This is a genomic window from Enterococcus sp. DIV0712 (genome assembly GCF_050554855.1).
GTDB classification, from domain to species: Bacteria; Bacillota; Bacilli; order Lactobacillales; family Enterococcaceae; genus Enterococcus; species Enterococcus faecalis.
Genome location: NZ_CP187333.1, coordinates 403,748 through 430,674, shown reverse-complemented (window position 1 = coordinate 430,674; position 26,927 = coordinate 403,748). Strand labels below are relative to the sequence as shown.

The window sequence follows — 26,927 nt, the reverse complement described above, 5'->3', positions numbered from 1 at the left end:
TCTTTTAAAAACAGACTGGTGAAATTCGCCAGCCTGTGTGGATGTTAAATGAATTAGTTTAACTACTAAACATTCGTTTTAATTGTAAAATTTCTGCAGTCATTGCTCTTCTTTCGCCCTCTTGGTGATGACGAACAATCTCTTGTAAAAAGCTAAATAAACCATACCAATAAATTCGTTGAACCGTACTTTCATTCGGGATTAAACCATAAGATAGTAACCATTGATTCCAACCGGAACGAGGGACATAATGACTCAAAATCATTCCTAAATCTACCGCTGGGTCCGCGACCATCACAGAATCCCAATCTACTAAATAGAGATAATTATTCGAGACTAACCAATTCCGATGATTCACATCGCCGTGGACAGCTACATAACTAGTTTCTGGATATTCTGGTAAATGATTATATAAATAAGTGATTACTTCTTTTAAATAACTGTTTCGTTTTAATTCTTTAGGTAGTTGACGCTTATACTCTTTCAACATTGTTAGCGGGGTACAAACTTCGCCACCAATTTTTTTCAACATGTCTTTCAGCAAATTGGAATGATGCAATTGGTATAACACGTCAATCACGTCATTGCGTTTGCCAATTTCGTCCGCATGTAATAAACGTCCTTCCAGCCATTCTTGGGCTGTTAGTACGTCGCCATTCGCTGTCCGCTTTGTCCAAATCATCTTCGGGGCTAACCCTTCTTTAGACAATGCTGCAAGAAGTGGAGAAGTGTTTCGTTTAATGAACACTTTCTCTGTTTCTTTTATTCCCATGTATGTTTGACCAGTTGCGCCCTTTATCGGCTGCAGACGCCAGTCTTTATCCAACTGAAATTCCATGGAAATTATCTCCTATCTCAACACAATTTTATTGCAATTTTTACAGCAATTACCATTTTAGTCGCCAAACCTTGCTTCGTCAAGCTTCTATGTGGTTCTTTTGTAAATTTTGCTAGGTTTTCTCATCTTTATAACTTATTCAAGCGCATTGGAACATACATTTTAGTGAAAATCACAACTTCTACAATTAAGGCACCCAGAATGATCAAGCTATTTTGCAAACTGCCTAAACGAAGGCAGACAATCCCACCAAAAATAATGGCCGCAACAGATAATGCGCCGCTAATTAACCGGCGAATCGCTGCTTGTTTTTTTTCTATTGAAATTGGATATAGCTGTGTCATCACCATATAATCAAATTGCGTGTACATGGGAATCAACTGGAACCCGATTAAATAGACAAACAATAAAGCAACTACCAACGCAATCCAGAATTCTTGTAAAAAGAAGAGTAGCACGCCACCAACCAAAATCAAACGAAACAATAAGCCGCTATATTCGCTACCTCGTAAAAAGCTCCGAATGAATAAGTAAGCATACGTGTTCTCAGATGTTTTTTTGACTACTCCGAGGAGAGGATCTAAGTATTTACGGCGTTTCACTGTACTACTCACTTCAGGAATATCTGTAAACAGCTGAATGAATTTATAAATTCTATGCATTCTGTTTTGTTCTTTTTGGATCATTTTTTCCCAATCCAAGAAACTCTGTTTCATCTTATTTTGCCAAATACTCGATAAACAAACGGCCAGAATGATGCCACCAATCACACCAACCCAAGGCGTCCAGTAAATAGCTCCCGTCATAATCAAGAGACTACTGATCAACCAAACAAACCACCAACTACGGTAAGTGGTTGACGAAAGATGATAGAGCCCATAGTTTTGTAAACTAAGATGTGTATAAATCATACAAACTAGCATGACCAAAAATAAAAAGAAGGTTTGAAACGACCAACCTGTTGTGACTACAATCAACGGCATCAATAGGCCACTTCCTAGAAAGCTGACCACAATCGGTAAAAGTAAAGAGTAGCGCAGCGCTCGTTTCAGATAAGCAGCGAATTGTTTTTCTTTTGGTAATAAAAACACCTTGTCTGGCTCTTCTGTCAAAGTGGCCAACTTACCAACTTGAATAAGTAGCAGCCAGCCCAACAGAATTAACGGTCTGCCCCAAACAAAATCACGAGGTAATTCTTTTAACAACTGGGAATAGTACAGACCTAATCCGCCTAATAAAAACATACAGACTAAAACAAAATGATCATTTAAAATATAGCGCAAGTACTTGGACATTTTTTTGAAATGCCGTGACAAACGTTGACTAAAAAATTCGCCCATGTTACCCCACCTTTTCTTCCTTCGTCAAGGCAAGATAAATATCATCTAAAGAAGACTCTGGTAAATTAAATTCTGCACGTAATTCAGCCATTGTACCGTTTGCCCGTAATTTCCCTTCGTGTAGCACCACAAAACGATCACAATATTTTTCAGCTGTTGCTAAAATATGCGTGGACATTAAAATCGCTGCCCCTTGCTTACGCATCGTATCCATTAATTCTAATAAAGCATGAATTGCTAAAGGATCTAAGCCTAGAAAAGGTTCATCAATAATATATAAACTCGGTTCAATTAAGAATGCACAAAGTACCATGACTTTTTGTTTCATGCCTTTTGAAAAATTAGCAGGAAACCATTCCAATTTATTGTCTAAACGGAACGTTTTTAGTAATGGTTCTGCTCGTTTGAACGCTTCTTCTAATGGAATATCATAAGCCAAGGCCGTTACTTCGATATGCTCTTTCAATGTTAATTCTTCATATAAAGAAGGTGTTTCCGGAATATACCCGATTTTTTTACGATATTCTTCAGGGGCTTGTTGCAATGTTTCCCCGTCAATCATAATTTTGCCTTTTTGCGGCGTAAGTAACCCAATAATATTTTTGATGGTGGTACTTTTCCCCGCACCATTCAAGCCGATTAAACCAACCATTTCACCAGACTTGACGTCAAAATTAATATCTTTTAAGACAGGAATATGGCCGTAACCTCCTGTTAAATGTTCAATTGTTAAGCTCATTTCTTTTGCCTCCAACCTTTTCTCTCTACCATTATTAAACCCTAAGCGAACCAAGAATTCAAAAATTACTCCCTTAATTAAATGGATTTTTTTCTTTCTCTTATTATACACGAAATGAAACGAACTTTTTAGCGAACTCACGTACTTTTTCATCCACAGAGAAATCAACTTGTGGTAAAGTAAAGGAAAGAACCTAGAGAAAAGAGGAATTTTTCATGAATGATTGTATTTTTTGTAAAATTATCAACGGCGAAATCCCAAGTTATAAAGTCTATGAAGACGAGAAAGTCTACGCGTTTTTAGACATTACACAAGTGACCAAAGGGCATACCTTAATGATTCCAAAACAACATGTTGCTGATATTTTTGAATATAATGACGTTTTAGCAAGCGACGTCTTTGCTCGTATTCCTAAAGTAGCACGAGCATTAGAAAAAGCTTTTCCAGAAATGGAAGGATTAAACATTTTAAATAACAATAAGGAAGTGGCTTATCAATCCGTTTTCCATTCCCACGTTCATTTGATTCCCCGTTATTCAAAAGAAGATGATTTCTCTATTCATTTTGGCAACCATCAAGAGGACTATTCCGCCGAAGCGATGCAAGAAATTGCTGAGACCATTGCAAAGCAGGTGAACTAAATGAAAAAATTTATTAAAGGTCTCTTTTTTGGCGCAGCTGCTGGTACCATTGGCGGCTTGTTGGCTGCTCCAAGAAGCGGGAAAGAAACACGCCAACATTTAATCAATGAGCTAGAGGACTATCGTTCACTGAAAAATCAAGTCACGAATGACTGGGATCAAGTGCAACGAAATTTGGCAGTTGTCGAAGAAAACGTTCCACTGGCAACTGAATTTTCAAAAGACCTGCAACAAGAAATCACTGATTTCAAATTCCAAGCGGAACCTCGGATTGCTCAAATTAAAGAACAAATTGCTAAAATCACGGCTGAATTACCTGACACACAAACTAACAAGCAAAAGTAAAGTCTTTGATGTTAATTATTTCTTTTGTTATTAAAAAAATAAAAAGTGTGACGTAAATACGAATTTTGTTTGAAACTATGCCTGAGACTCTTTCTTTTTCAAAATAAGGTATGGTATAGTTATAACAGAAATAAAACTAAAAAAAACAGGAGTGCATAAGAGAATGAAGAAAAAACTAATCTTAGCTGCAGCGGGCGCAATGGCCGTTTTTAGTTTAGCAGCGTGTTCAAGCGGTTCAAAAGATATCGCAACAATGAAAGGTTCAACAATTACTGTTGATGATTTTTATAACCAAATTAAAGAACAAAGCACTAGCCAACAAGCGTTTAGCCAAATGGTTATTTATAAAGTCTTTGAAGAAAAATATGGCGACAAAGTAACTGACAAAGATATTCAAAAAAACTTTGACGAAGCCAAAGAACAAGTAGAAGCACAAGGCGGAAAGTTCTCTGATGCATTAAAACAAGCTGGTTTAACTGAAAAAACATTCAAGAAACAGTTAAAACAAAGAGCAGCCTATGATGCAGGTCTAAAAGCCCACTTAAAAATTACAGATGAAGACTTAAAAACAGCTTGGGCAAGTTTCCATCCAGAAGTAGAAGCACAAATTATCCAAGTTGCTTCAGAAGATGATGCCAAAGCTGTCAAGAAAGAAATCACTGACGGCGGCGATTTCACAAAAATTGCTAAAGAAAAATCAACAGATACTGCTACGAAAAAAGATGGCGGTAAAATTAAATTTGATTCACAAGCAACAACTGTTCCTGCCGAAGTTAAAGAAGCTGCCTTCAAATTAAAAGATGGCGAAGTGTCAGAACCAATTGCTGCAACAAATATGCAAACCTACCAAACAACCTACTATGTAGTGAAAATGACGAAAAACAAAGCAAAAGGCAATGACATGAAACCTTATGAAAAAGAGATCAAGAAAATTGCTGAAGAAACAAAATTAGCCGATCAAACATTTGTTTCGAAAGTCATTAGTGACGAATTAAAAGCGGCCAATGTGAAAATTAAAGATGATGCCTTCAAGAACGCTTTAGCAGGCTACATGCAAACTGAATCTTCAAGCGCTTCTTCAGAGAAAAAAGAATCAAAATCAAGTGATTCTAAAACAAGCGATACCAAAACAAGCGACTCTGAAAAAGCAACAGATTCTTCAAGCAAAACAACAGAATCTTCTTCTAAATAAGCATAAAAAAGAGAGTGGTCGATTGACCACTCCCTTTTTTTATTTATCTTTTGGAACATAGAAACTGCGGTTATCTAAACCAAAGATTCGTTCCGTATACTCCCCAGGCTGTGTTTGACGAATTGCCCCTAGCATCATTTGAATGGACGCATCCATGGTATCAATTTGATGTAAGATTTCCGCTTCCATAATTCTTGGTCGCACAGGTGAGCCATATTCCAACAATCCATGGTGGGCTAAGACCATGTGCCGAAGAACGACAACGTCTTCTTCTCGATCATCAATTTTCAAAGCCAAACACGCCTTGGTAATTTCCTCATCCACCAAAACTAAATGACCAATTAAGTTCCCTGCCACCGTATATTCTGTCGTAATAGCACCAGATAGTTCTAAAACTTTTCCTAAGTCATGTAAAATAATCCCCGCGTATAATAGTGACGTGTTAATTTCAGTATATTCCTTAGCAATTGCTTTGCCTAGGCGCAACATTGAGACAGTGTGGTAAGCTAAGCCATTCGCAAAAGCATGATGATTCCGTTTGGCTGCAGGAAATTCATAAAATTCTTGTTGGTATTTCGTCATGAGATAGCGCACAATACGATTCCAATGAGCATTGGTAATTTCAAAAATTACTTGATTGATTTCCTCGACCATCTCTTCTTTTTTCAAAGGCGCTCGTTCCATATATAAACTTGGCTGGCTTGGTTCCTCTGCTGTCGCTAAACGCATGTGTAAAATTTTTACTTGGGGTTTATTTTGATAAACTTCTCGTTTCCCATTCAGTAAAACAACGTTTCCCGCAGTAAACCGTGTAATTTCATCCTCAGAGGCGTCCCAATATTTTCCGTCAATCGTGCCAGATGTGTCTTGAAAGGTAAAGGCAATAAACTTTTTCCCATTTTTAGCTACACGTACATCGGCATTTTTAATTAGAACAAATGATTCAAAAAGTTCTTCTACTGTTAATTCACGTAATTTTTTCACTTGACGCTTCCTCCTTCTAACGCAATTACTCTTTGTTGTAAGTCCTGATAATAGCTTACCATTTCTTGGTCAGAAGAAAAACAAATGACTTGCTGTTTTTGACCAAATTTAGTAAATAATTCAGCTAATTGGGCTTTTCTTTGATGATCATAGTGTAACCAGCCATCATCAATGATAATTGGACAAATCAGTTGCTCGCCTTGGACTGCTAAAAAGGCAAAACGAACAGCCATCATCAATTGATCTTTAGTGCCAGTTGATAATTCATGTAAATAAAACATTTCTTGTTCTTTCGTCACCGCAACTAGTTGACCTTCGGCTACTTGGATTGATTGATAACGCTGATTTGTTAAAAGTGCAAAGTAGCTTGATGCATACTGTAATAAGCTGGGCAATTGTTGTTCCGAAAGCTCTGTTAATAGGTCCATTAACAGTTGTCCCGCTAGTTGATACCCAGACCAACGTTGAGCTAGTTCTTTGATTTCCGCTTTTAAAATTGCTTGTCGTTGATACAACTCATCTAAGGTACCATCCGTCATTAATTGTTGTTTTTCATAAATCAACGCTTGATACTGTTCTTGTATTTTATCTAACTGACTTTCTTCCAGTGCTTGTTGCTGCGCCAGTTGTAAAGAACGGTCTTTTAACGTTGCTTCTGTTACCGCTTCTGGAAACAGATTGCCTAATTGTGTCGCTAATTCTTGCCCACGACCAACTTGAGCTTGCTGAGTGGTCAGCTGTTGAATCCTACTTGGAACATCAGCGATTGATAGAATCCGATAACGAATTAGTAAAGGCTGAATTCGTGTTAATGCTTCTTGCTGTTTAGTTTTCAACTCTCGTAACTGCTGTTTGAGATAGCCATCTGCTTGATACTCTTGAGCAAAGCGAACCTTCTCCATTTCTTCAGCAAATCCTTCTAAAAAGTGTAACTTTTCGGAAAGGCTCTTTCCTTGTAAGGGTAAATGCGTCATTAATGGGAAGACTTGTTCTTCAAATACTTGGCATTTTTGTTGATTTTCCTTCAATTGACTCATGAGTTCTTCATTTGTTTGAACAAGCAATAAATAGCGCGTAATCAATTCCCGCTGATTCATTAAAGTATCAATTTGTTGCATTTTTCCTAATTGATGGACTTGGGCTTGCTCCGCTACTGCTTGTTCAAGTTGTTCCACTTGCAGTTGTGCCTCACGTTCTTGATTCAGCGCTTGTTGGAACTGTTCATTTAAATAATCTAGTTGCGAAAGTTTCGTCTGCCATTCTTCTTTCACTTCATCAGAGGAAGCTTCTTTTCTAGTGGCGTAGCTAAGCACTTCTTTCGCGATAAAACTAACTCCCACGAGAACTAGGCCCCATTTTAAAGGGCTTGGCAAAAAGAAACCGAGTAATGCAAGGATACTTCCTAGCAATAACCAAAGTGGTTGACTTGTTTTCTGCGCTTTTTGGGCACGCGTCGCTTCACCAAAAAATGCGGCATGCACTTTTTCAAAATCCGTTAACTGGTCTTCCAGATTTTCAATTTGAGAAGCCAAGAATGCTTTCTGTTCTTGTCCTTTTTGAAGAGCTTGCGTATACGCAACTTGTTGTTGGCGCCACTTTTGAACGGTTTCGTTGTCATAAAAAAGCTGTGGTGGTCGTTCAGGCGACCATGACCATTCGTTCTCTAAAAGGACCATTTCTTGACGATTTTGCTCAAAGGTTTGGGTCATCCATTCCGATTCCGTCATCAATTGTTGCATATCATAGCGTTGATTCAACAATTGTTGAATCAATGCTTCTTGTTCTAGGTAAAAAGCATAGCCTTCTGGAACATCGAGCGCTTCTGACTGAAGAGATAACTCTTTGGTCAAACGTTGTCGTTCTTTGTCTAGGTACATATATTCTTGAAAGGTTTCTTCTAATTGAACTTGGTCTTCTTTTACTAAAACAACGTTCTCTGTTTCTTCAGGTAGTGACTGCCATTCTTCGTACAAGGGAAAGTGACGTTGCTGTTCCGCAACCTGTAACAAGTCCTGTTGCGTTTCTTTTAATTGCTGTTGCAGTGTCACTTGCTGTTGTTCTGTTTCGCGAATCGTTTCTTCTAATTGTTGAAAAGTTTGTTGCTGCGCTTCTTTCTCTTGAATTTGCTCTTTTAGTTCTTGATAAGCCGCCAACTTCTGATTGAGTAATGGCTGCTGTCCTTTACCTTTAAAGATTTTTTGTGCTTCTTTAAAGTACGCATTTCGGTAAGTCAAAAGTTGTTGACTACCAGAAACACCAATGGCTAACAAGGATGTTTGCAATTCCTCTTCTGTTAACTTGTCACTCGTAATTAATTGTTCTTGTTGGAAAGTAAAAACCTCTTGAAATAACTTTTTCGTTAGCGGATGTAACATTTGCTGTAAGGTTTTCTCATCCCCCATTTGTTGTTGATAATAAATGATTGCTTGCCCTTTATTTTTTTCTTTAAAACGCTCGACTTGAACTTCCCCAAACACAGGATGTGCCAACCACAAACGACCACCATACGAGCCACCATTTTTAGGTGCGTAATCGCGTTTTCTTTTGCCCTTTGTGGGAAAACCAAACAGCATTGCTTGAATGAATTGATACAATGTGGACTTGCCAACTTCATTTGCGCCGTACAGCAATTGATTACCAGATTCAAATGTAATTTTCTGTTGTTGCCATTTTCCAAAGCCCACAATCTCTACTGCAAGTAATTTCATAGTGGGTCCTCCTGAATAGTAAAGTCTTCATTAATTTGCTCATGTGCTAGGCGCAAGCTCTCTAATCGCCACTGCTCATCCATTGAAAAAATTCCAGCAAATTCTGGATAACGTAACAATTCCTTGGTGGTATCTTCAAAAATAACTGGATCTAAGTATGTTTTTTCTAATGCCGTTAATAAATTGGGACTAGCGGCTAAATAGATCGGTTCTTTCGTTGGTTCCTCTGCTTGCAGTATTAGGCGATAAACAAAAAAATCACCTTGCGTTTTTTGTAAAAGCTGCTGCTGTAAGTAGCTTAATAGTTCACCATTGACAATGGCTTGCACCACGGTCACATCCAAATGTTGCGTTTCTTTCAGTGTCAACGCCATCAATTGCTGTTGCTGATGCGCATGCCACTTCGTCAGCAAACTGGTTTCAAGATAAGACAAAACGCTTTGGGTGTCACGGCATTGCGCAAGAGATACTTCTTCATTCGTCCAATCTATTTCTGCGACTTTTTCAAATTGAACAGTCGCTTGATTTTGGGAAAGTGTGACCACTGCAACCCCTTGTAAAGACTGTTCTTTTTTCGTGTGTCCTTGAGGTGTTCCAGGATAAACAATTAGCGGTTGTTCACTAACAATTTGCGGCTGATGAATGTGGCCCAATGCCCAATAATTATAGCCAGTGGCTTTTAAATCCTTCCATGTAAACGGAGCATAATTTTGTTGCGCTTTCCGACTGGTGTCTCCATGATAAATCCCAATATGAATATCAGATTCTGCTTGTTTGATAGGAAATTCTAGTGCTTTATTTTCATCAATCCAGGGATGCTCATAACTAAACCCTGAAACAGCCACTTGTTCGCCCGCTTTCGTTTCAAAATACAGTGTCTCAACCATTTCTTTTTCAAATAAAAAAACATTGTCTGGAAAAGAAAACCAATAGCGGTCTTTTTTATAGTAATCATGATTCCCAAATGTTAGAATCACAGGAATTTCTGCTTGTTTCAATTGTTCTAATGCGGCCATCAATTGGGCTTGCATTGAAATAGAGGTCTGACTTTGATGAAACGTATCTCCTGCAAAAATAACCAAGTCCACCGCTTCTCGAATGGCAACTGTTACGATGTTCATTAACAATTGTTGATTAGCTTCTCTTAAGCGCTTCGCTAAGGCTGTCGGGATCCCAGTTAACCCTTCAAAAGACCGATCCATGTGTAAATCAGCTGTATGCAATAGTTTCATCGTTTCCCCTCCTTTTCTCCTTCCTTTATCATATCATTTTCTGCCAGCTTGGTCAGTAAAAACATACGAAAATTTGTTCGTTTTTTTATTTTCAGTAAAAGAAAAACTCTGACAAATTGTCTTATAGACAACTTGTCAGAGTTCAATTACGTAAATTAATCGTTATACATATCACGCACAGGAGTCATGATAATTCGGTTTAAATCATTGACAACTAAGCTAAACGCTTGTTCTTTTTGCATTAATTCGTTGATAACTGCTGTTTCTTGCACTTTCGTTGCAATGCTTTGTGCTTTTTCAGCATCTTCATCCGTGAATTCTTCACCGCGCATTTGTTTTTCTTGAAGTCCTTGTTGGAATCCTTGGAATTCTTTAAACAATGTGTAAGCTGCTTCGTCTGCTTTTACTTCTTCATACGCTGCTTGTAATGCTTTAAATTCGTCTAACTCACGTAGTTCACGTTCAATCTGATTGGCTGTATCATAAATGTTACTCAATGGAATCCCTCTTTTCTCAATAGTTTCATCTTTATTGTACCATTTCTCTTAGGTTTTCCCAACTAATTTCCTAATAAGCCTCCGAAAATTCCTTCAATCTTGTCTTTGACTTTTTTCGCGCCGTCTTTAATTTGTCCCCCAACTTCATTCAATGTATCTCCGAAATTGCTAGCGCCGTCTTGAACAGAGTTTCCAAAGTCTTTTAAGTTATCCCGCCAATTAGAATTGGCACCACCGGTTAAACTATCGTTGCTATCAACAACTTTCCCACCTGTGGCATAAGCATCCGCGACAGGAAATTGTGCTTGTTTGACTTGTGGCAAGATGCCACTGGCTTGACTGTTGAACACCTGAGAGGCATATGTGGCGCTACTACCTTCCAAATAATGGGTTTTACTGGTTTCTTGGAAGCCTAACCAAGTAGCAATGACAACTTCTGGTGTATAACCAATCACCCACTGATCGTTCGTTTTACTACTATCGAAGTTGGTTTCTGTCGTACCTGTTTTACCAGCCATTACGTAGCCTGCTGGTTGTGCGTTGACCCCGCTCCCAGAACTAAAGACCCCTAGTAACATACTTGTAATCCCGTCTGCAACATCTTTGGTAATGACTTGTTCTTTCTTGACTTTAGTATTATCAACTACAATTGCGCCAGTTGAGTCGACGATTTTTGTAATTAAATGCGTTTCAGTTTTATAGCCTTCATTGGCAAAGGCACTATAAGCTCCCGCCATAGTTAGTGGCGAAACACCCGTTTGTAATCCTCCAAGGGCTAAACCATAGTACCGATCTTTTTCTGATAACGGAATGCCAAATTTCTCTGTTTTTTCATAGCCTTTATCTAAACCAATTTGATGTAATAACCATACCGCTGGTAAATTTAAGCTTTCTCCTAAGGCTTGATACATAGGAACTTCTCCACTGTACGTGCGGCTATAGTTTTGCGCTGGATAATAATCTTGTGGTTTATCTTCTAAAACAGAGTCTGGTTTATAGCCAGCCTCTAAAGCTGGTGTATAGACAGAAATTGGTTTTAAGGACGAGCCTGGTGAACGTTTTGTTTGCGTTGCAAAGTTAAAGCCTCGATAAACGTGTTCCCCTCGACCGCCCACCAGTGCTTGCACGCCGCCGGTTTTCGGATCAATGGCTACAGAGCCACTTTGAACCATGGCACCGTCTTCTGCATTGGGTGGAAATAGTGCATCATTTTTATAAGTTGCATCCATCGCATCTTGATACCCCTGATTTAAAGAAGTGTAAATCTTGTATCCTTTATTTAAAATATCTTCTTCTTTAAATTTATAACGATTGACCGCTTCATCAATTACCGCATCAAAATAATATGGATATTTGTAACTATTTTCGTCGCCAACATAGGTGTCATTTAATAGACTCGCTAAGTTAACACTCGCTTCTTGATTGGCTTCTTCTTGAGATAGTTTTTTATTGTCGACCATTAGTTGTAAAACGGTATTCCGTCGCGCTGTGGCATTGTCAATGTAATCAATTGGGTTATAAATTCCTGGCCCTTTTAACATACCCGCTAGCGTTGCGGCTTCCCCCACTGTAACTTGGGACGCATCCACGCCAAAATATTTACGAGCTGCATCTTGCACGCCCCAGACACCATTACCAAAATAAGAATTATTTAAATACATTGCCAAGATATCTTTTTTCGAATATTTCTTTTCGATTTCAATCGCTAAGAATAATTCTCTGGCTTTCCTATCTAACGTTTGCTCTTGCGTTAAGTAAGCATTTTTGGCTAATTGCTGCGTAATTGTACTTCCGCCACCACCGCCACCGATTTTCCCGAAGGTCAATTTTCCAACAACCGCACGAGCAATCCCTTTGATGGAATACCCTTTATGTTGATAAAACCCGCGATCTTCAGTTGAAATAACCGCATCTTGAATATAAGGAGAAATATTATCCAGTTCCACAAAAGTCCCTTTTTGCCCGAATAACTTTCCGACTTCTTTTCCTGATTCATCATAAACGCGTGTTGATTCACTTAGCCCCGATTTTAGGGTCTCAACGTTTGCGGACTTGGCTAAGTAAAATAAATAAATACTGGCACCTAAAGCGACTACCAAACCAATTAACAAGAAAATTTTATTGATTTGATACTTTTTCCAAATCCGCTTTCTGGCTTGATGGAATTGTATTAAATAAGGCTTTATCCACGTCCAAAAATGACGTAATCCGACACCGACTTTACTAAAAAATTGTTTAAGATTGTCCATAGTACTCCCTCTGTTTACGTTTCTTGGCTAAGTCTACCATATTCTTGTGGGTACGACCTAGGTCTAAAGCATGAAAAATTCTTGAAAAACAATTTCAATGGTCTTTTCGCTGTAGCAAAGGAAATGTGGCCTTCACTAGAGGTAAATAATTGCTTACGTTTAGAAACGAGTCTTTATTTAGCCTCTATTCTATCATGCTTTTCTTCGTTTTTTATGTAAATTTGTTTAAGAATCTCTCAAGGAACTGCCTTTCTAACAAATTTCAGCTTTTTTTCCGTTCTGACTTGACCTTTTGAGTAGCTTTGTTACACTAAATAGCGAATCAGTGAAAGGTGGGATTTGGTGGAATATTCAATGCGATTACCTGAAAATTTTTCAACAATGACTGTAAAAGAACTATTAGAAAATGAGTGGCTAGTCCCTCGAAAAGTGCGCCATTTTTTACGCACGCGAAAAAATGTCAAAATCAACGGAGAAACAGCTGCTTTTCATTTTCCAGTCCAAGCTGGCGATTGTGTCACCTTAACGTTTGAAGAAACCGATTATGTACGTCCCACTATTCATTTGGGGGAAGCAACGCGTGTGAAAGTTCTATATGAAGATGAACATTTAATGATTGTAAATAAACCTTATGGCATTAAAACCCATCCAAATCAGCCACAGGAAACAGACACCTTGTTAAATCATGTTGCTGCCTATTTAGCCGAGAAAAATCAGGTCCCTTATGTCGTTCATCGATTAGATAAAGAAACCAGTGGTGCGATTGTCTTTGCTAAAAACCCTTTTGTCTTACCTATTTTAGGGCGTTTATTAGAAACAAAACAAATTTACCGCCAATATCAAGCGATTGTGGCTGGTCACTTTAACCAAAAAGAGCAGACAATCAATCAGCCGATCGGTCGTGATCGGCATGATCGCCGGAAACGACGGATTGATCCTCAAAAAGGGGATTCAGCGATTACGCATGTCCAAGTGGTCAAAGCTCTTTCTAATAATCAAACCGCAGTTACCTGTGTTTTAGAAACAGGTCGGACGCACCAAATTCGAGTCCATTTAGCTAGCGAAGGGCATCCAATTATTGGTGATCCGTTATACAACCCAAAATCGCAGGCAGCTCGTTTAATGCTCCATGCTTCACAACTTCATTTACTCCATCCGTTTACAAAAAAACAAATCGTTGTGACTGCAGCGCCTGGCCTATGGTAAAAAAACAGAAGAAATTGGACGGTAACCGCCGATCTCTTCTGCTTTTTTATTTTACCGCACATTCACTGCTGAGAACGGCATATCTGCGTTTGCTCAGTGTCTTGGTGTTAAACAGTTCCTGAGCTAACTCTCAGCCTTAATCATTTGTAGCCACTCTTTTTGTAAAATTCCGTAATTGTAGATATCCAGCCATTGGCCATCTTGAAATAACGCTTCTCTATCAATTCCTTCTTTTTTGAAGCCTACTTTTTCATAAACATGAATCGCTTTTTGATTGTTACTATTGACAGCTAATCTGATTTTGTGCAAGCCCAATTCATAAAAAGCAAATTTACAAATTAAAGACACCGCCTCAAAGCCATATCCTTGACCTCGTTGCTCTTTTTGTAAAATAGCAATCCCTAAATTGGCCCCTCTATTTTTCAACTGTACATCAGACAACGAGACCCAACCAATAAATTTCTCTGTCGTATTTTCTAAAATAGCAAATAGAAATCGATCATCTTCTCCTTTATTAATCGTGAAATCTTTCCATTCTTCAAGCCCCCACGGATGTAAAGCATCCCAGCTCAAATGCCGAAGCAATTCATTATCCCATTGCTGTTTTGCAATATGTTCGATATATTCTTCTCTAAAATGAGAAAAGCCAACGTGTTTTCCTTTTAAAACATTTTCCATAAGAACACCTTTAATTTCCTAAATTATTTTCTATCTGCTGACTATCTATTTCCTCGTATTTTTGTAAAAAAGTGGCAATTTTTTCGATGACACACGCATTTTTATCGCTTTGGTCATTCTCTACCTGAAGAACAAGCAACGGTTCATGCAGACTTAAGCGTAGCAAAAACCACCCACTGCCATATTGACCAGACACGTTTCCCCGAACACCTTCTTGGTTTTCACGGTCCACAGCAAAGTCTGCTTGATTTTCTACAAACAATTCAAAGTCTCGCAAGACTTGTTGCCCATAACACGTAACATCCTCCGCAGTAATTTTGAAGCGAAATTCGTTGGTTTCTGCCGGTTGCTTCAATGTAGCAATCAGATCTCCTAACGTTTGATTGTTTTGTTTCAATTCTGGTAACAACATTAAAATTTTCGCCACGACATATGCACCATCATCCAGATTGTAGTTTTCTTGAAACGCTGCATGACCACTGGTTTCAATGGCTAACGGTGTCTGAAATCCCCCATGATTCAATTCAATCATTTTATTAATGACATTTCGGTAACCAGAAATATAACGAATCTGTTGGCCGCCTTTTTCTTCAATAAATGTTTTTAAATGACTTGAGGTTGGCGAATTTGTCACAATATAACTACCAGGCGCTTCTTTTAAAACAATTGCCGCTAAAACAGCAATTAAATTATTTCGGTTTAGTACCTCACCTGATTGGTCCACCACAGCCGAACGATCTACATCTGTATCAAAAATAATGCCCAAATCTGCCTGATTAGCTAAAACAGCTGTTTGAATACTTTTCATTGCTTCAGAATTATCTGGATTAGGTACATGATTAGGAAAATGCCCATTTGGTTCTAAAAACTGTGATCCCGTCGTATCAGCGCCCAAAACTTGAAGAACCTGCTCCGCAAAGAAGCCCCCAGCCCCATTACCCGCATCAACGATAATTCGAAAGCCCTGTAAAGGTTTCTCTTCTGGCGAATGAATTCCTTGGCGGATTTTTGCCACCAAATGCTCCGCATAAATTGGCAGTAACTCTTGCTTCATCAGTGTGCCATTTTCATTGGCTGTCAGCGGATCAGTATGAGATAAAATATACCGAATATCTTCTTTCTCTGCTCCACCTTCTGCTGTGAAGAACTTCAAGCCATTAAAGTAATAAGGCAAATGGCTAGCTGTAATCATAATCGCTGCATCACATTGAAGCGTTGGAAATTGAGTAGCCATAAACATAGCAGGCGTCGTAGCTAAACCAACGTCAATCACCTGAATACCTAATGAAAGAAACGTATCTACTAATGCTTGCTTAATCGGCTCCGCCGTTAGACGACTATCATGTCCGATTGCAATTGTCAGGCGCTGTTGTGCCTTTCGTGGCAGCTGTTTTTTGTCCTGTAACCAACGAACCACGCCCACCGCAATCTCGGCTACTGCTGTTGCGGTTAATGTTGCAGTTTGCTCTTCCGTATCCAAAGCAATTCCCCGAATATCCGAACCATTTTGTAGCGCTTTCAATTCTACCAAGAAAAAAACTCCCTTCTATTGATGCTTTCAATTTTAAAAAATCATATTTTCGATGCGTTCGATAAAGTGTTCCGCATCCTCTTCTGAACGTGTAATCACAATAATCGTATCCGCACCAGCCACTGTACCAGCCACTTCTGGATAAGCTACTTCATCTAAAAAGTTACTCACCACATCGGCATTCCCCATCTCTGTATGCAAGATGACAATAAATTGTACTCGCTCCATTCGAACAACTGAATCTTTTACTGATTCTCGTAATTTCTCTTCACTGCTTGTGCCTTGTGCTTGAGAAAAAATTGCATATTTGACACGACCATCTGCACCATGTGTTTTAACAATACTCATTTCACGGATATCTCTTGAAACAGTCGCTTGAGTGGCTCGGACGCCAAGTTCTTCCAAACGAGTGATTAATTCATCTTGTGTTTCAATTTCTTGTTGCATAATTAATTGTTTAATCAAACGTTGACGTTCTGCTTTTTTCATATAGACCACTCCTCTCCATTCATTTCTTTTATTATATCCAAAAATGAGTAAAAATACAGGTACTTTTCACATTAAACTCTTTATTTATCTGAAAAAGACTGGATAAATGTTTATATACCAGTCTTTTTCAGTAAAAAATACTTATTTAAGAAGATTCTTTTCTTTTAAATAGTCTTTCGCCACTATGCTAGGATCTTGCCCTTCCACATTGACTTGATAATTCATTTCACTCATTTCTTCTTCGCTAATTTTTCCTGCCAATTTATTCAATATTTCTGCTAATTCTGGATATTTTTCCAACGTTGCTGTTTTAATAAGTGGTGCTCCTTGATAAGGCGGAAATAGCGCTTGATCATCTTCTAACGTTACTAAATCGTATTGTCTCAATTCACTATCCGTTGAATAGGCATCAATCACATTTACCTCACCATTATTAATCGCTTGATAGCGTAACGCCGGTTCCATCGATTGGACATTCAGATTTAAATGATATTTTTCTTGTAATCCCTTATAACCATCTTGCCGATCAATAAATTCTAACGTAAAACCTGCTTTCAACTGATTGCTAATTTTCTGTAAATCACTAATCGTTTTTAATTGATGCGCTTTTGCAAATGAGCGCTTAACTGCGACGGCATACGTATTTTCATAGCGCATCGGTTTCAACAAAGTAAGGTTTTCTTGTTTTTTCAAGCCAGCGCGTGCCGCTTCATAGACTACTTGAGGTTGATTGTCTAGCTGAGGAGGATTTTTTAAAAAGGTTTCGATCACTGTTCCTGTAAATTCCGGATAAAGATCGATTTCATCTGATTTCAAGGCATTATATAAAAAAGTAGTCTTGCCAAAGTTTGGCTTTAACGTCACCTGAATGTCGCTATTTTCTTCAATTAAGGCTTTATACATATTAATAATAATATCTGGTTCCGCTCCTAATTTGCCAGCAATTGTCAGCTGCTTTTCCTTTGAAGAAGTTTGTTGATTCCAGAAAAATGAACCACCTAACAAAAGGCCTAAAATAGTACCGCCAATGATTAGTCGCCGCCCATTCGCTTTTTCCAACCAATGAATTCCATAATTAAATAAGACTGCTAGTGCAGCCGATGAAAGGGCTCCAATAAAAATCAACGATAAATTATTTCGATCAATTCCTAATAAAATGAAGGTCCCTAAACCACCTGCTCCAATTAACGCCGCCAACGTGGCCGTACCAATAATTAAAACGGTAGCCGTTCGAATCCCAGAAATAATAAATGGTAACGCCATTTGCAACTCAAACTTAAACAGTTTTTCTTTTTTACTCATCCCAAATGCTTCTGCAGCTTCTTCTAACGAAGGATCAATTTCCGTCAAACCAGTATAGGTGTTTTGTAAAATTGGGAATAAGGCATAAATCACTAGCGCAACAATTGCCGGTGGTCGACCAATACCAATTAACGGAATCAGTAAGCCTAGCAAGGCTAAAGAAGGGATGGTTTGGAAAATCCCAGTCACTTGTAACAGACTTTCCGCTAACTTACGATGACTTGTTAAATAAATGGCTAAAGGAATTGCAATCAACGCAGCGAATAATAACGAGATAAAGGACAATTGCATATGCTCGATTAACGCTTGCAGATATTCTTCTTTTCGAGCGAAAAAAGTTTCAATCAGTGCTTGCATCTACTGTCCCTCGCTTTCCAACAGCTGTTCCATAAAACGAGTAATCGTTTTTGAGGTGATACACCCTAAAACTTGTTGTTTTTCTACTAAATTTGCTTTCTCTTGTGCATTAATGAGTTGGACAATCTCTTTTAAATTGGTTTCCATGAAAACAGTTGGCACTGGCTCAATCGTCTCATCTGCGGCTTCTAAAAATGCAGTCAAGTCAGCGCCACAATAGTTCGCTAGTTCTGGCGAAGATTGTTTGAAAAATTGACCGACAAAATTATTTTTCGGATGTTTTTGAATGGCTTCTGGCGTATCGACTTGAATAATTTTGCCAGCGTCCATAATACAGATGCGCTCCCCTAACAGTAAAGCTTCATTCATATCATGGGTCACAAAAACAATGGTACTCGCTAATTCCTGATGAAGTTCTTTCACCAAACGTTGAAGATGATGTCTTGAAATCGGATCTAGCGCGCTAAAAGGTTCATCCATTAAAATCACTTCTGGTTCGGCTGCAATGGCGCGTAAAATCCCGATACGTTGTTGTTCGCCTCCTGAAAGCGCTGCTGGCTTACGATGCAGATATTCCTCAGGATCCAGCTGAACTTTTTTCAATAGTTCAATGGTTCGCTCTCTGCGTTGCTCTTTGGGCCATTTTTTCATTTCAGGAATCAACTCAATATTTTCCGCCACGGTTAAGTTAGGAAATAAGGCAATTTGCTGAAGAACATAGCCAATTTTTAGTCGTAATTCACGTAAAGGGTAGTTGGTTACCGCTTGTTCATTGAGAGCCACTTCACCTGTCGTTGGCTCAATGAGCCGATTAATCATTTTCAAAGTCGTCGTTTTTCCACTACCACTCGGCCCTACTAATACAAAAAATTCGCCTTGTTGGATTGTTAAATTCACATCGGACAAAACGGCATTTTCTTGATATACTTTTGAAACATTTTGAAATTTTATCATTTATTTTCACCGCATCTTTCACTTCTTAATAAACAAAATCTTTGGAGGATCGTCACTCTTTCAGTATAATTTAAGACTAACATCCTGCCTAATTTTTTGTTTTAAGCGCAAGTATGTGGGGGCTCATTTAACAGCTGCCGGTTCGTATCTACAATTATCTACTCAATGAATGGAAAAATTGTCCTCTTCTGCCTTAAACAAAAGTGAACTGTTTTCTACTAAAAGGAGTGATCGTTATGGAAAACGACAAGCGAATTTATAAATGGGACAACGTGAAACTTTTTTTAATTTTCTTAGTGATTTTTGGGCATATTTTAGATCGTGAAGCTTCTCCTTCACGACTCATGGAAACGATCAACTTTTGGATCTATTCATTCCATATGCCAGCCTTTATTTTTGTCTCTGGACTCTTTAGTAAACATGCAATTAAACAACGAAAATATCTACGCTTACTTTCCTTTGTTTGGCTTTATCTCTTAGCGAAGTTGTTGATTACGCTTGCTAATTTCGCCTTTGCAAATAAAATGAATTTTGATTTACTGAACGAAACAGGCGTTCCTTGGTACTTACTTTCCTTAGCAAGTTTCTACTTAATTACCATCTTTCTTCAGCGCGTTCAGCCGAAAATCATGTTGCCAATCATCATTGTTATCGGCTGCGCCTCAGGCTATTTACCTGTGGAAGGTTTCTTGTCTTTAGGACGGACTCTGGGCTTCTTCCCTTTCTTTTATTGTGGCTACTTAATGGATATTCAAAAGCTACAAACCTTTTTAGATCATCGCAAAGTCAAATGGGCAGCGATAGGCGTAATTTTAAGCTCCTTTTTATTTGTAAATAGTCAATGGTCATTGGCAACGAAATTTTGGGGCTTCTTAACTGGTTGGGCTTCCTACGCTGAAATTAGTCCGGCCTTTGAATACAGTAGTTTCATTCAGCTGTTCTTTTACGTTGCTGCAGCATTGGTGTCTCTTTCTTGGTTTGCATTATTGCCGAAACGAAAGTTACCTTTAAGCGCCCTCGGAAAAGATACCCTCTACCCTTATCTCTTGCATATGCCCTTAATTATTCTGTTGGAAAGTGGTTTGCAATTAGACACACTCTTTAAAGAATGGTTTACTTTCCGAATCTTGGCGCTCTTCTTAGCCCTCTTCATTTTAGCTATTACGAATATGCCTGTGGTGAAACGGGGAGCGGATTATCTTTTTAATCCAATTGCGTATGTGTTGCCAAAACAATGGTTAAAAGTTAAATAAAAAAAGAAGAGCGTGGGACAAAAATCACTTTGGATTTTTGCTCCACGCTCAAAAACTGTTAAACGGCGAGAGTTGCAATGTTTCACTGTGAAGCATGAACAGATGAAATCATCGTACCTACTTGGTTCTTGGAGCTAAACACTTTTGTCTCAGCCTCCACTTTTATCTCAGATTTTTTTCAACTATTGAAACAATCCTTTAATTTTATCAAACAAACCATCTGTCGTTGTATCAGCTAACATCGCTGTAATTTTATGATAGTGTTCGCCTAATTCATCTTTATGTTCTTCAATGAATTGTTGCGCATGTTCCACGTTGCCTTCTCCAATTAAATCTTTTGCTTTTTGAACTAATTCTTCTACGTTCATCTTCACACGTCCTTTGATTAAATAGTTAACAATAAGTGTTTCACTCATTGCGTTTTCTCCTATTTATCGTATCGTGGGATCCCTTGATTTGCAAGAAATTTTCAGTAAATTGACAGTTCTGATTTTGGGTTTTTAAAAGGCAAAAATTGCAAAAAAAAGCTGTTTTCGAAAATCGAAAACAGCTTTTTTACTTTACTTCGCTAAACGATAAATCGCATCTGCATAAATAGCAGCTGCTCGGAATAAGTCATCTAATTCCATAAATTCGTTGGCTTGGTGCATTGTGTCTGTGTAGCCAGGGAACATTGCGCCATAGGCAACACCACGTTTTAATAAGCGGCCATAAGTACCGCCACCAATGATTTGTTCTTGGCCTTTTTCGCCTGTATGGTCTTCGTAAACTTGTAGTAACGTTGCCACCAATGGATCATCAACTGGTACATAATGCGGTTCTTGGTTGCGATCTCCTTGTGTTGCAGTGACCGTTTCACCGACTGTTGCTTGAACTTTTGCTTGTAATTCTTCTGCTGAAGTTCCTTTTGGATAGCGGAAGTTTAATGTTACTAAGCTATTTTCAGGATTTTCTGGATCAAAGTTAACAATCCCAGCGTTCATTGTCAATTTACCCATTTTTTCGTCTTCAAAAGCCACGCCTAATTTTTCACCATAAAAATCTTCATGGATAAATTCAGCAATGGTATTAATAAAGCTGTATGCGCCTTCTGCAAAGCTGTAATCATTTAAGAAAGTTGCCAAGAAAGTCGCTGCGTTAATTCCAGATTGTGGGCTAGCACCGTGAGCACCTTTACCAACTACATGGAAAGTCACTGTTTTATCTGAAAGTTCTGCGTTACCTGAAATTTTTGCTTCTTGTTTGATGAATGTTTCAAAGCTAGCAGCTAGTGAAGCCGCTTCGTCTGCTGAAGCAGCCGTTACAACAGCATCTGCTGTTCCCGGAACCATGTTTTCACGTAAGCCAGATTTGAAGCTTTCTAATTTATAATCAGCGCCGTTACCGCCTCGGAAAGTTAAACGAATAGTCACATTTCCTTTTTCCCCATTGATAATTGGGAACTCAGCATCTGGTGAGAAACCAAAGTCTGGCGCTTCTTCATGTTGGAAATAGTAATCCATATCGCCCCAGCCGCTTTCTTCGTCACTTCCTACTACGAAACGAATTTTTTTAGACACGGGTAAGCCTAATTCTTTGATAATTTTCATTGCGTAATAAGCAGCCATACTTGGGCCTTTATCATCGCTTGCACCACGTGCATAAATTTTGCCATCTTTAATGACTGGTTCATAAGGATCTGTTTCCCAACCATCACCAGCAGGAACAACGTCCATATGACCAAAAATTCCTAACGTTTCGTCGCCTTCACCATATTCAATGTGTCCAGCGTAATTGTCGACATTTTTCACCGTAAAGCCATCACGTTCACCATACGCTAACATGTGTTTTAAGCCAGCAACTGGCCCAGGTCCAAAGGGCGCTTCAGGTGTTGCTTGTGCATCATCACGTTCACTGTTGATCCGTAATAAGTTTTGTAAATCTTCTAATAAGTCGTCTTTACGTGCTTCGACTTCTTTTGTCCAATCAATTGTCATTTGTTGTCACTCCTATTCATAAAGTTCTACATAGTCAATCATACCATTTTATGCAGAAAAAGAAAGAAACCCGACACTATTTTTCGAGAAATTTTTTATCTTTTCCGCAGAAAGGGCTGGGTTTTTGTTTATTTTAATTGAGGTATGATTGTTTAGGTTGTAGTTGTTGCAATTCGGCTTCTGTTAAGGGCCGATATTCCCCTAGTTCTAACGTTTCATCCAACCATAGTTCGCCCATTCGTAATCGTTTTAAATACGTCACAGGTTTGCCTACAGTGGCTAACATCCGTTTTACTTGATGGAATTTTCCCTCTTGAATCACTAAACGGACTACGGAAGTCCCTTCTTCCTCATTGATCGTCTCAATGACTAAACGACTTGGTTTAACCATTTCTCCATCTTTCAAGGCAAATCCTTGCGCAAACAGTTGACAATCTTCCGCTGTCACAAGTCCCTCAACTTCAGCTAAATATTCTTTATCCACATGCTTTTTGGGTGATAATAATTGATGCGCTAACTGGCCATCATTTGTTAATAGAAGCAAGCCTTCGGTATCTTTATCCAAGCGACCAACTGGGAACAAGTCGGCACGGTAATCCTGATCAGTTAACAAGTCAATTACCGTTTCATCTCGCTGATCTTCCGTCGCAGAAATGACACCTTGTGGTTTATGCAACATGTAATAAAAGAATTTCTGATACGTAAGAATTTCTCCCATAAAGGCAATTTGATCTGTTTCTTCATTTACTTGTGTTTTGGCTTCTTTTACGACGTCACCATTCACCGTAACGACTTTTTTCTTTAACAATTGTTTGATTTCTTTACGACTACCGATACCAACATCGGCTAAAAATTTATCTAAACGCATCGTCATTCCTCTTTCCTTTAAAAAAATAGCTTGGGACATAAATCGAATCGATCGATGTCTCAAGCCTTGTCTCTTAAGAGAATCTGCTGAAAGGAGTTCAATCAGCTATTATTTAATATTGAATTTTGCACGTAATTTTGCGGCATTTTTCCCTAATAAACGATCAGCTAAGCGAATCTTCAAGACCGAATAGCCATAAAAAGCGCCTCCTGCAGCAGCCACAATTACAACGATAATGAAGGCTTGGAAACGTCTAGTTGGATCTAAAAATAGATACAAGAACTGACGGAAAATCAAAGCGATAATCATCATGATGACTGTAATACAGAACATTAACAATGTTCGCCGTAAGGTTAATTTGTAATTAAAACGTGTCACTTGACGAATTCTTCTTAGAATCAATACGCAAGAAACCGTAAAGCCAATCATCGTTGCTAATAACGGACCGTAAACTTCAAATAAACGGATTGCGGGGAATTGCACGATTAATTTCACTGCTAAACCAATTCCTAAATAACGCATTGCGTCACGATTTTCATACATCCCCATCAACATATTTGACACTAACATATACAAGCCCAAGAATAAACTAGCATAACAAGCTTGCACTAATAAAGAAGTGCCTAAAGCATCTGGCATGTAAAAAACAGTGTATAGTGGTTGCGCTAAAACAATCATACCGAACGTTGCTGGCAACATTACAAACACAAAAAGTTGTAAATTATTACTAATCAAACGCGCTAACTCACGGTGATTTTTTAAGGTGACCGCTTCTGTAATCAACGGTAATCCAGTAGCCGAAATCGAAGTCGCTAAAGCCACGACAATCATGGTTAATTTGTCCGGATTGGCATTAAAAATACCGAAAAGCTCTCGTAATTGGGTATCTGAATAATCCGTAAACAAACGCATAAAGTTTGAGAAAGTAAACTGATCGACAAGTTTAAAGACCGTTACCCCTGAGCCAACTACGATAAAAGGAATCGCCTCTTTAAAAGTTTCAATCAATAACTCTTTTGGAGCAATTTCATGTTCATTGGCGCTGTGTTCTTCTAAATAATCAAATAATGGTTTTTGTTTGTACATGTAATAACCTAAAACCGCAAAACTTGCGAGCATCCCAATAAATGCCGCAAAAGTGGCTTGGGTCACCGCTGTAACGTAATTACCTTCAAAGACTTTCATGATAATAAAAGCAGTTAATAACATGTAAAAAACTCGTGCTACTTGTTCAACAATTTGTGATAAAGCAAAGGGCATCATTTCTTGATTTCCTTGGAAATAACCGCGAATGACACTCATGCTTGGGAAAACTAAAACGGCTAAACTTAATGAACGCATCGTTGGAACTAATTCAGGTCCTCCGCCAGACAAAGCTGCTAATGCCGGAGATGCCAAATACATCACAATAGCAAAAACCACACCTAAGCCACCCATTAGTTGTAAGGCACGATAAAAAAGCTGTCGACTAATTTTATATTCGTTCAATGAATTATAATGCGAGGTCTGCTTGGCAATCGCACCTGGAATTCCGGCGGTAGAGATCATTAGGAATAAGGCATAAATCGTATACCCCATTGAAAACAAACTGTTCGCTTCGTTTCCGTGCTCGCCCATCCAAGCGTACCAGGGGATGATGTAAATCGCCCCTAACATGCGGGAGATAATATTACTAGCTGTCATCCAAGCTGAGCCTTTGACCATTTTTTCTTGGTTCGTCAGGATTGGTTGATCAACTGAATTTGGTTGATTGATCATTTTGTCCTCCAATATTCTTTGAGTATGCTTTCTTTATTTTAATTGTTCATCTTGGGATATGCAACGACTTTCTCGAAGAATTATCCTATTTTAACATTTCTCATGGATTTTCTCACGCTAACGAGATGGTTTTTTTAAAAGAAAAATAATGCTATAATGACATCAGTTTTGAAATTTCGTTGAAACGTTTGGAGGCAAAAAAAGTGACGATTTCATTATTCGCAATTCGCGATTGCTTAGAAAAAGAAGATTTATTAAAAGAATTTATTTCACCAGAAGGCTGGCACTTGACTCTTTCCGACACGTTAGGTCAACGAGAAGTAACGGCTCTTTCTTACGATTCGAGAGACGTAACAGCAGAAACACTCTTTTTTTGTAAAGGATTAAACTTTAAAGAAATCTATTTAGAAAATGCTGTAAAAGACGGCCTAGAAATCTATGTTTCTGAGGTGCCTTATGAGGTTCCAGCACAACTAGGAATTATCGTGACTGACATTAAAAAAGCAATGGCTGTGTTAAGCATGGCTTTTTATGATTATCCACAAAATAAATTAAAACTGATTGGCTTTACTGGAACCAAAGGTAAAACAACAGCGGCTTATTTCACCAAATATATTTTAGATGTTGCTACACAACAAAAAACAGCCTTGCTTTCTACCATGAATTCGACATTAGATGGCAAAACATTCTTTAAATCTGCATTGACTACACCCGAATCTTTGGACTTGTATCGAATGATGGCAACCGCTGTTGCTAACGGGATGACTCATTTTATTATGGAAGTTTCTTCCCAAGCCTACAAAACTAATCGTGTCTACAAGTTATTTTTTGATGTCGGCATTTTTTTAAACATTACCCCCGACCATATCAGTCCAATTGAACATCCAACCTTTGACGATTACTTTTATTGCAAACGTCAATTGATTACACATTCTAAAGTCATTGTGTTGAATCACGAAGCTGATTATTTTCCATTACTTAAAGAAACCGCACAACAGCAAAAAGTCCCTGCCATTGTCTATGGCAGTCAGCCAGCTTCAGAAGTTGACTATTCATTCGCTGTTTCTTCAGATGATTCCTTACGTTTTATCGTTGAAAGTCCTGCAGATGCGTTAGGATTGGCCGGCTCTTATCACCTTCGTTTAGGTGGTGATTTTAACAAAGGTAATGCGTTAAGTGCGGCGATTGCTAGTGTCCTTGTGGGAGCTTCAAAAGAAGAGTGTCAACAAGGGATCGCAGCAACCACCGTCCCTGGCCGGATGGAATCTTTAACGAATACCAACGGTGCAACCGTCTATGTTGATTACGCTCATAACTATGATAGTTTGAAGAATCTTTTAACCTTTGTCCGCGAAGAACATCCTGACGGCCGCTTAATTGTTCTTGTCGGTAGCACGGGAGACAAAGCGATTTCTCGCCGCAAAGACTTTGGTAGGGTTCTTTCTGAATTGGCTGATGTTGCAGTCCTAACAACCGATGACCCAGCCAGTGAAGATCCAGCAAAAATTTGCCAAGAAATTCAAGCCCATATTACCAAAGAAATGCCTGTTTACACCATTTTAGATCGTGGCGAAGCAATTGCTCACGCATTATCTTTAAGCACAACGGCTGATGATGCGATTGTCTTAGCTGGTAAAGGCGCCGACCTTTATCAAAAAGTAAACGGCGTAGATGAACCTTACGCAGGAGACTTTGCCCTTGCGGAAGCTTTCATTAATAAAAAGAACTAAATCATTTAAACACACATGAAAAAAACAAGCTACAACCACTTATCAGCAAAGGTTGCAGCT

At 38.6% G+C, this 26,927-nt stretch carries 23 protein-coding genes; 6 read left to right on the top strand and 17 right to left on the bottom strand.

Features of this window, described 5'->3' with window-relative positions:
* Positions 1 to 58 precede the first annotated feature (58 nt).
* The 3 genes from IGL42_RS02165 to IGL42_RS02155 form a co-directional block, all read right to left on the bottom strand.
* Positions 59 to 838: a phosphotransferase family protein gene (locus tag IGL42_RS02165; protein WP_002355531.1), complete on the bottom strand. Its 780-nt coding sequence runs from the start codon at positions 836 to 838 to the stop codon at positions 59 to 61.
* Positions 839 to 966: 128 nt separating this feature from the next.
* Positions 967 to 2,178 (bottom strand): ABC transporter permease, encoded by a 1,212-nt coding sequence (locus IGL42_RS02160; RefSeq protein ID WP_002364818.1) that lies wholly within the window; start codon positions 2,176 to 2,178, stop codon positions 967 to 969.
* 1 nt (position 2,179) lies between these two features.
* A complete protein-coding gene (locus IGL42_RS02155) occupies positions 2,180 to 2,917 on the bottom strand; it encodes an ABC transporter ATP-binding protein (RefSeq protein WP_002363160.1) in 738 nt (245 codons plus the stop codon).
* A 215-nt stretch (positions 2,918 to 3,132) separates the two neighbouring features.
* Between IGL42_RS02155 and IGL42_RS02150 the strand changes: the two genes are divergently transcribed.
* From IGL42_RS02150 to IGL42_RS02140, 3 genes are all read left to right on the top strand, one after another.
* A complete protein-coding gene (locus IGL42_RS02150; protein ID WP_002355527.1) occupies positions 3,133 to 3,558 on the top strand; it encodes an HIT family protein in 426 nt (141 codons plus the stop codon).
* The gene (locus IGL42_RS02145) at positions 3,559 to 3,903 is read left to right on the top strand and encodes a YtxH domain-containing protein (protein ID WP_002355526.1); all 345 of its coding nucleotides are present in this window, start codon (positions 3,559 to 3,561) and stop codon (positions 3,901 to 3,903) included.
* A 163-nt stretch (positions 3,904 to 4,066) separates the two neighbouring features.
* The gene (locus tag IGL42_RS02140; protein ID WP_002371473.1) at positions 4,067 to 5,095 is read left to right on the top strand and encodes a peptidylprolyl isomerase; all 1,029 of its coding nucleotides are present in this window, start codon (positions 4,067 to 4,069) and stop codon (positions 5,093 to 5,095) included.
* 39 nt (positions 5,096 to 5,134) lie between these two features.
* On the opposite strand, the gene IGL42_RS02135 is transcribed toward IGL42_RS02140, so the two are convergent.
* The 5 genes from IGL42_RS02135 to IGL42_RS02115 form a co-directional block, all read right to left on the bottom strand.
* Positions 5,135 to 6,079, bottom strand: coding sequence for a 3'-5' exoribonuclease YhaM family protein (locus IGL42_RS02135; protein WP_002373338.1), 945 nt, complete (start codon positions 6,077 to 6,079; stop codon positions 5,135 to 5,137).
* On the bottom strand, positions 6,076 to 8,787 hold the full coding sequence (locus IGL42_RS02130) for an ATP-binding protein (protein WP_010710802.1): 2,712 nt from the start codon (positions 8,785 to 8,787) through the stop codon (positions 6,076 to 6,078). The genes IGL42_RS02135 and IGL42_RS02130 overlap by 4 nt, the downstream gene beginning before the upstream one ends.
* Positions 8,784 to 10,019 (bottom strand): DNA repair exonuclease, encoded by a 1,236-nt coding sequence (locus tag IGL42_RS02125; protein ID WP_002355519.1) that lies wholly within the window; start codon positions 10,017 to 10,019, stop codon positions 8,784 to 8,786. The genes IGL42_RS02130 and IGL42_RS02125 overlap by 4 nt, the downstream gene beginning before the upstream one ends.
* A 155-nt stretch (positions 10,020 to 10,174) precedes the next feature.
* Positions 10,175 to 10,516, bottom strand: a complete 342-nt coding sequence (locus IGL42_RS02120) for a YlbF family regulator (protein ID WP_002355518.1) — start codon at positions 10,514 to 10,516, stop codon at positions 10,175 to 10,177.
* Positions 10,517 to 10,578: 62 nt separating this feature from the next.
* Entirely contained in the window at positions 10,579 to 12,765 is a 2,187-nt protein-coding gene (locus IGL42_RS02115; RefSeq protein WP_002366159.1) for a PBP1A family penicillin-binding protein, read from the bottom strand.
* A gap of 342 nt (positions 12,766 to 13,107) precedes the next feature.
* Here IGL42_RS02115 and IGL42_RS02110 point away from each other — a divergent pair, with 342 nt between their 5' ends.
* Complete coding sequence (locus tag IGL42_RS02110; RefSeq protein WP_010710803.1) at positions 13,108 to 13,971, top strand: RluA family pseudouridine synthase; 864 nt, start codon at positions 13,108 to 13,110, stop codon at positions 13,969 to 13,971.
* A 123-nt stretch (positions 13,972 to 14,094) separates the two neighbouring features.
* Here IGL42_RS02110 and IGL42_RS02105 read toward each other — a convergent pair whose 3' ends face one another.
* The 5 genes from IGL42_RS02105 to IGL42_RS02085 all read right to left on the bottom strand — a co-directional run bounded on the left by IGL42_RS02105 (position 14,095) and on the right by IGL42_RS02085 (position 19,282).
* Positions 14,095 to 14,649, bottom strand: coding sequence for a GNAT family N-acetyltransferase (locus IGL42_RS02105; protein WP_002355514.1), 555 nt, complete (start codon positions 14,647 to 14,649; stop codon positions 14,095 to 14,097).
* A gap of 10 nt (positions 14,650 to 14,659) precedes the next feature.
* Positions 14,660 to 16,180 (bottom strand): phosphoglucomutase/phosphomannomutase, encoded by a 1,521-nt coding sequence (locus IGL42_RS02100; RefSeq protein ID WP_010710804.1) that lies wholly within the window; start codon positions 16,178 to 16,180, stop codon positions 14,660 to 14,662.
* Between the two features lie 33 nt (positions 16,181 to 16,213).
* Positions 16,214 to 16,669, bottom strand: a complete 456-nt coding sequence (argR, locus tag IGL42_RS02095; protein WP_002355509.1) for an arginine repressor — start codon at positions 16,667 to 16,669, stop codon at positions 16,214 to 16,216.
* 141 nt (positions 16,670 to 16,810) lie between these two features.
* A complete protein-coding gene (locus IGL42_RS02090; protein WP_002355507.1) occupies positions 16,811 to 18,328 on the bottom strand; it encodes an ABC transporter permease/substrate-binding protein in 1,518 nt (505 codons plus the stop codon).
* On the bottom strand, positions 18,329 to 19,282 hold the full coding sequence (locus tag IGL42_RS02085; protein ID WP_002363150.1) for an ABC transporter ATP-binding protein: 954 nt from the start codon (positions 19,280 to 19,282) through the stop codon (positions 18,329 to 18,331). It abuts the gene before it with no gap.
* 236 nt (positions 19,283 to 19,518) lie between these two features.
* On the opposite strand from IGL42_RS02085, the gene IGL42_RS02080 reads away from it, so the two are divergent.
* The gene (locus tag IGL42_RS02080; protein ID WP_010710805.1) at positions 19,519 to 20,535 is read left to right on the top strand and encodes an acyltransferase family protein; all 1,017 of its coding nucleotides are present in this window, start codon (positions 19,519 to 19,521) and stop codon (positions 20,533 to 20,535) included.
* Between the two features lie 182 nt (positions 20,536 to 20,717).
* Here the strand turns inward: IGL42_RS02080 and IGL42_RS02075 are convergent, their stop codons facing one another.
* From IGL42_RS02075 to IGL42_RS02060, 4 genes are all read right to left on the bottom strand, one after another.
* A complete protein-coding gene (locus tag IGL42_RS02075) occupies positions 20,718 to 20,951 on the bottom strand; it encodes a hypothetical protein (protein ID WP_002355504.1) in 234 nt (77 codons plus the stop codon).
* 144 nt (positions 20,952 to 21,095) lie between these two features.
* Positions 21,096 to 22,511, bottom strand: coding sequence for a dipeptidase PepV (gene pepV / locus IGL42_RS02070; protein WP_002358655.1), 1,416 nt, complete (start codon positions 22,509 to 22,511; stop codon positions 21,096 to 21,098).
* Between the two features lie 133 nt (positions 22,512 to 22,644).
* Positions 22,645 to 23,379, bottom strand: coding sequence for a pseudouridine synthase (locus tag IGL42_RS02065; protein ID WP_010710806.1), 735 nt, complete (start codon positions 23,377 to 23,379; stop codon positions 22,645 to 22,647).
* A gap of 108 nt (positions 23,380 to 23,487) precedes the next feature.
* A complete protein-coding gene (locus IGL42_RS02060) occupies positions 23,488 to 25,137 on the bottom strand; it encodes a putative polysaccharide biosynthesis protein (protein WP_002364837.1) in 1,650 nt (549 codons plus the stop codon).
* 203 nt (positions 25,138 to 25,340) lie between these two features.
* Between IGL42_RS02060 and IGL42_RS02055 the strand changes: the two genes are divergently transcribed.
* A complete protein-coding gene (locus IGL42_RS02055; RefSeq protein ID WP_010710807.1) occupies positions 25,341 to 26,867 on the top strand; it encodes a UDP-N-acetylmuramoyl-L-alanyl-D-glutamate--L-lysine ligase in 1,527 nt (508 codons plus the stop codon).
* Positions 26,868 to 26,927 lie beyond the last annotated feature (60 nt).

Excerpts from the sequence above, each read along its gene's own strand:
- IGL42_RS02165 (WP_002355531.1), bottom strand. The coding sequence starts at position 838 with ATGGAATTTCAGTTGGATAAAGACTGGCGTCTGCAGCCGATAAAGGGC.
- IGL42_RS02160 (WP_002364818.1), bottom strand. The coding sequence starts at position 2,178 with ATGGGCGAATTTTTTAGTCAACGTTTGTCACGGCATTTCAAAAAAATG.
- IGL42_RS02155 (WP_002363160.1), bottom strand. The coding sequence starts at position 2,917 with ATGAGCTTAACAATTGAACATTTAACAGGAGGTTACGGCCATATTCCT.
- IGL42_RS02150 (WP_002355527.1), top strand. The coding sequence starts at position 3,133 with ATGAATGATTGTATTTTTTGTAAAATTATCAACGGCGAAATCCCAAGT.
- IGL42_RS02145 (WP_002355526.1), top strand. The coding sequence starts at position 3,559 with ATGAAAAAATTTATTAAAGGTCTCTTTTTTGGCGCAGCTGCTGGTACC.
- IGL42_RS02140 (WP_002371473.1), top strand. The coding sequence starts at position 4,067 with ATGAAGAAAAAACTAATCTTAGCTGCAGCGGGCGCAATGGCCGTTTTT.
- IGL42_RS02130 (WP_010710802.1), bottom strand. The coding sequence starts at position 8,787 with ATGAAATTACTTGCAGTAGAGATTGTGGGCTTTGGAAAATGGCAACAA.
- IGL42_RS02125 (WP_002355519.1), bottom strand. The coding sequence starts at position 10,019 with ATGAAACTATTGCATACAGCTGATTTACACATGGATCGGTCTTTTGAA.
- IGL42_RS02115 (WP_002366159.1), bottom strand. The coding sequence starts at position 12,765 with ATGGACAATCTTAAACAATTTTTTAGTAAAGTCGGTGTCGGATTACGT.
- IGL42_RS02105 (WP_002355514.1), bottom strand. The coding sequence starts at position 14,649 with ATGGAAAATGTTTTAAAAGGAAAACACGTTGGCTTTTCTCATTTTAGA.
- argR (WP_002355509.1), bottom strand. The coding sequence starts at position 16,669 with ATGAAAAAAGCAGAACGTCAACGTTTGATTAAACAATTAATTATGCAA.
- IGL42_RS02090 (WP_002355507.1), bottom strand. The coding sequence starts at position 18,328 with ATGCAAGCACTGATTGAAACTTTTTTCGCTCGAAAAGAAGAATATCTG.
- IGL42_RS02085 (WP_002363150.1), bottom strand. The coding sequence starts at position 19,282 with ATGATAAAATTTCAAAATGTTTCAAAAGTATATCAAGAAAATGCCGTT.
- IGL42_RS02080 (WP_010710805.1), top strand. The coding sequence starts at position 19,519 with ATGGAAAACGACAAGCGAATTTATAAATGGGACAACGTGAAACTTTTT.
- IGL42_RS02075 (WP_002355504.1), bottom strand. The coding sequence starts at position 20,951 with ATGAGTGAAACACTTATTGTTAACTATTTAATCAAAGGACGTGTGAAG.
- pepV (WP_002358655.1), bottom strand. The coding sequence starts at position 22,511 with ATGACAATTGATTGGACAAAAGAAGTCGAAGCACGTAAAGACGACTTA.
- IGL42_RS02065 (WP_010710806.1), bottom strand. The coding sequence starts at position 23,379 with ATGCGTTTAGATAAATTTTTAGCCGATGTTGGTATCGGTAGTCGTAAA.
- IGL42_RS02060 (WP_002364837.1), bottom strand. The coding sequence starts at position 25,137 with ATGATCAATCAACCAAATTCAGTTGATCAACCAATCCTGACGAACCAA.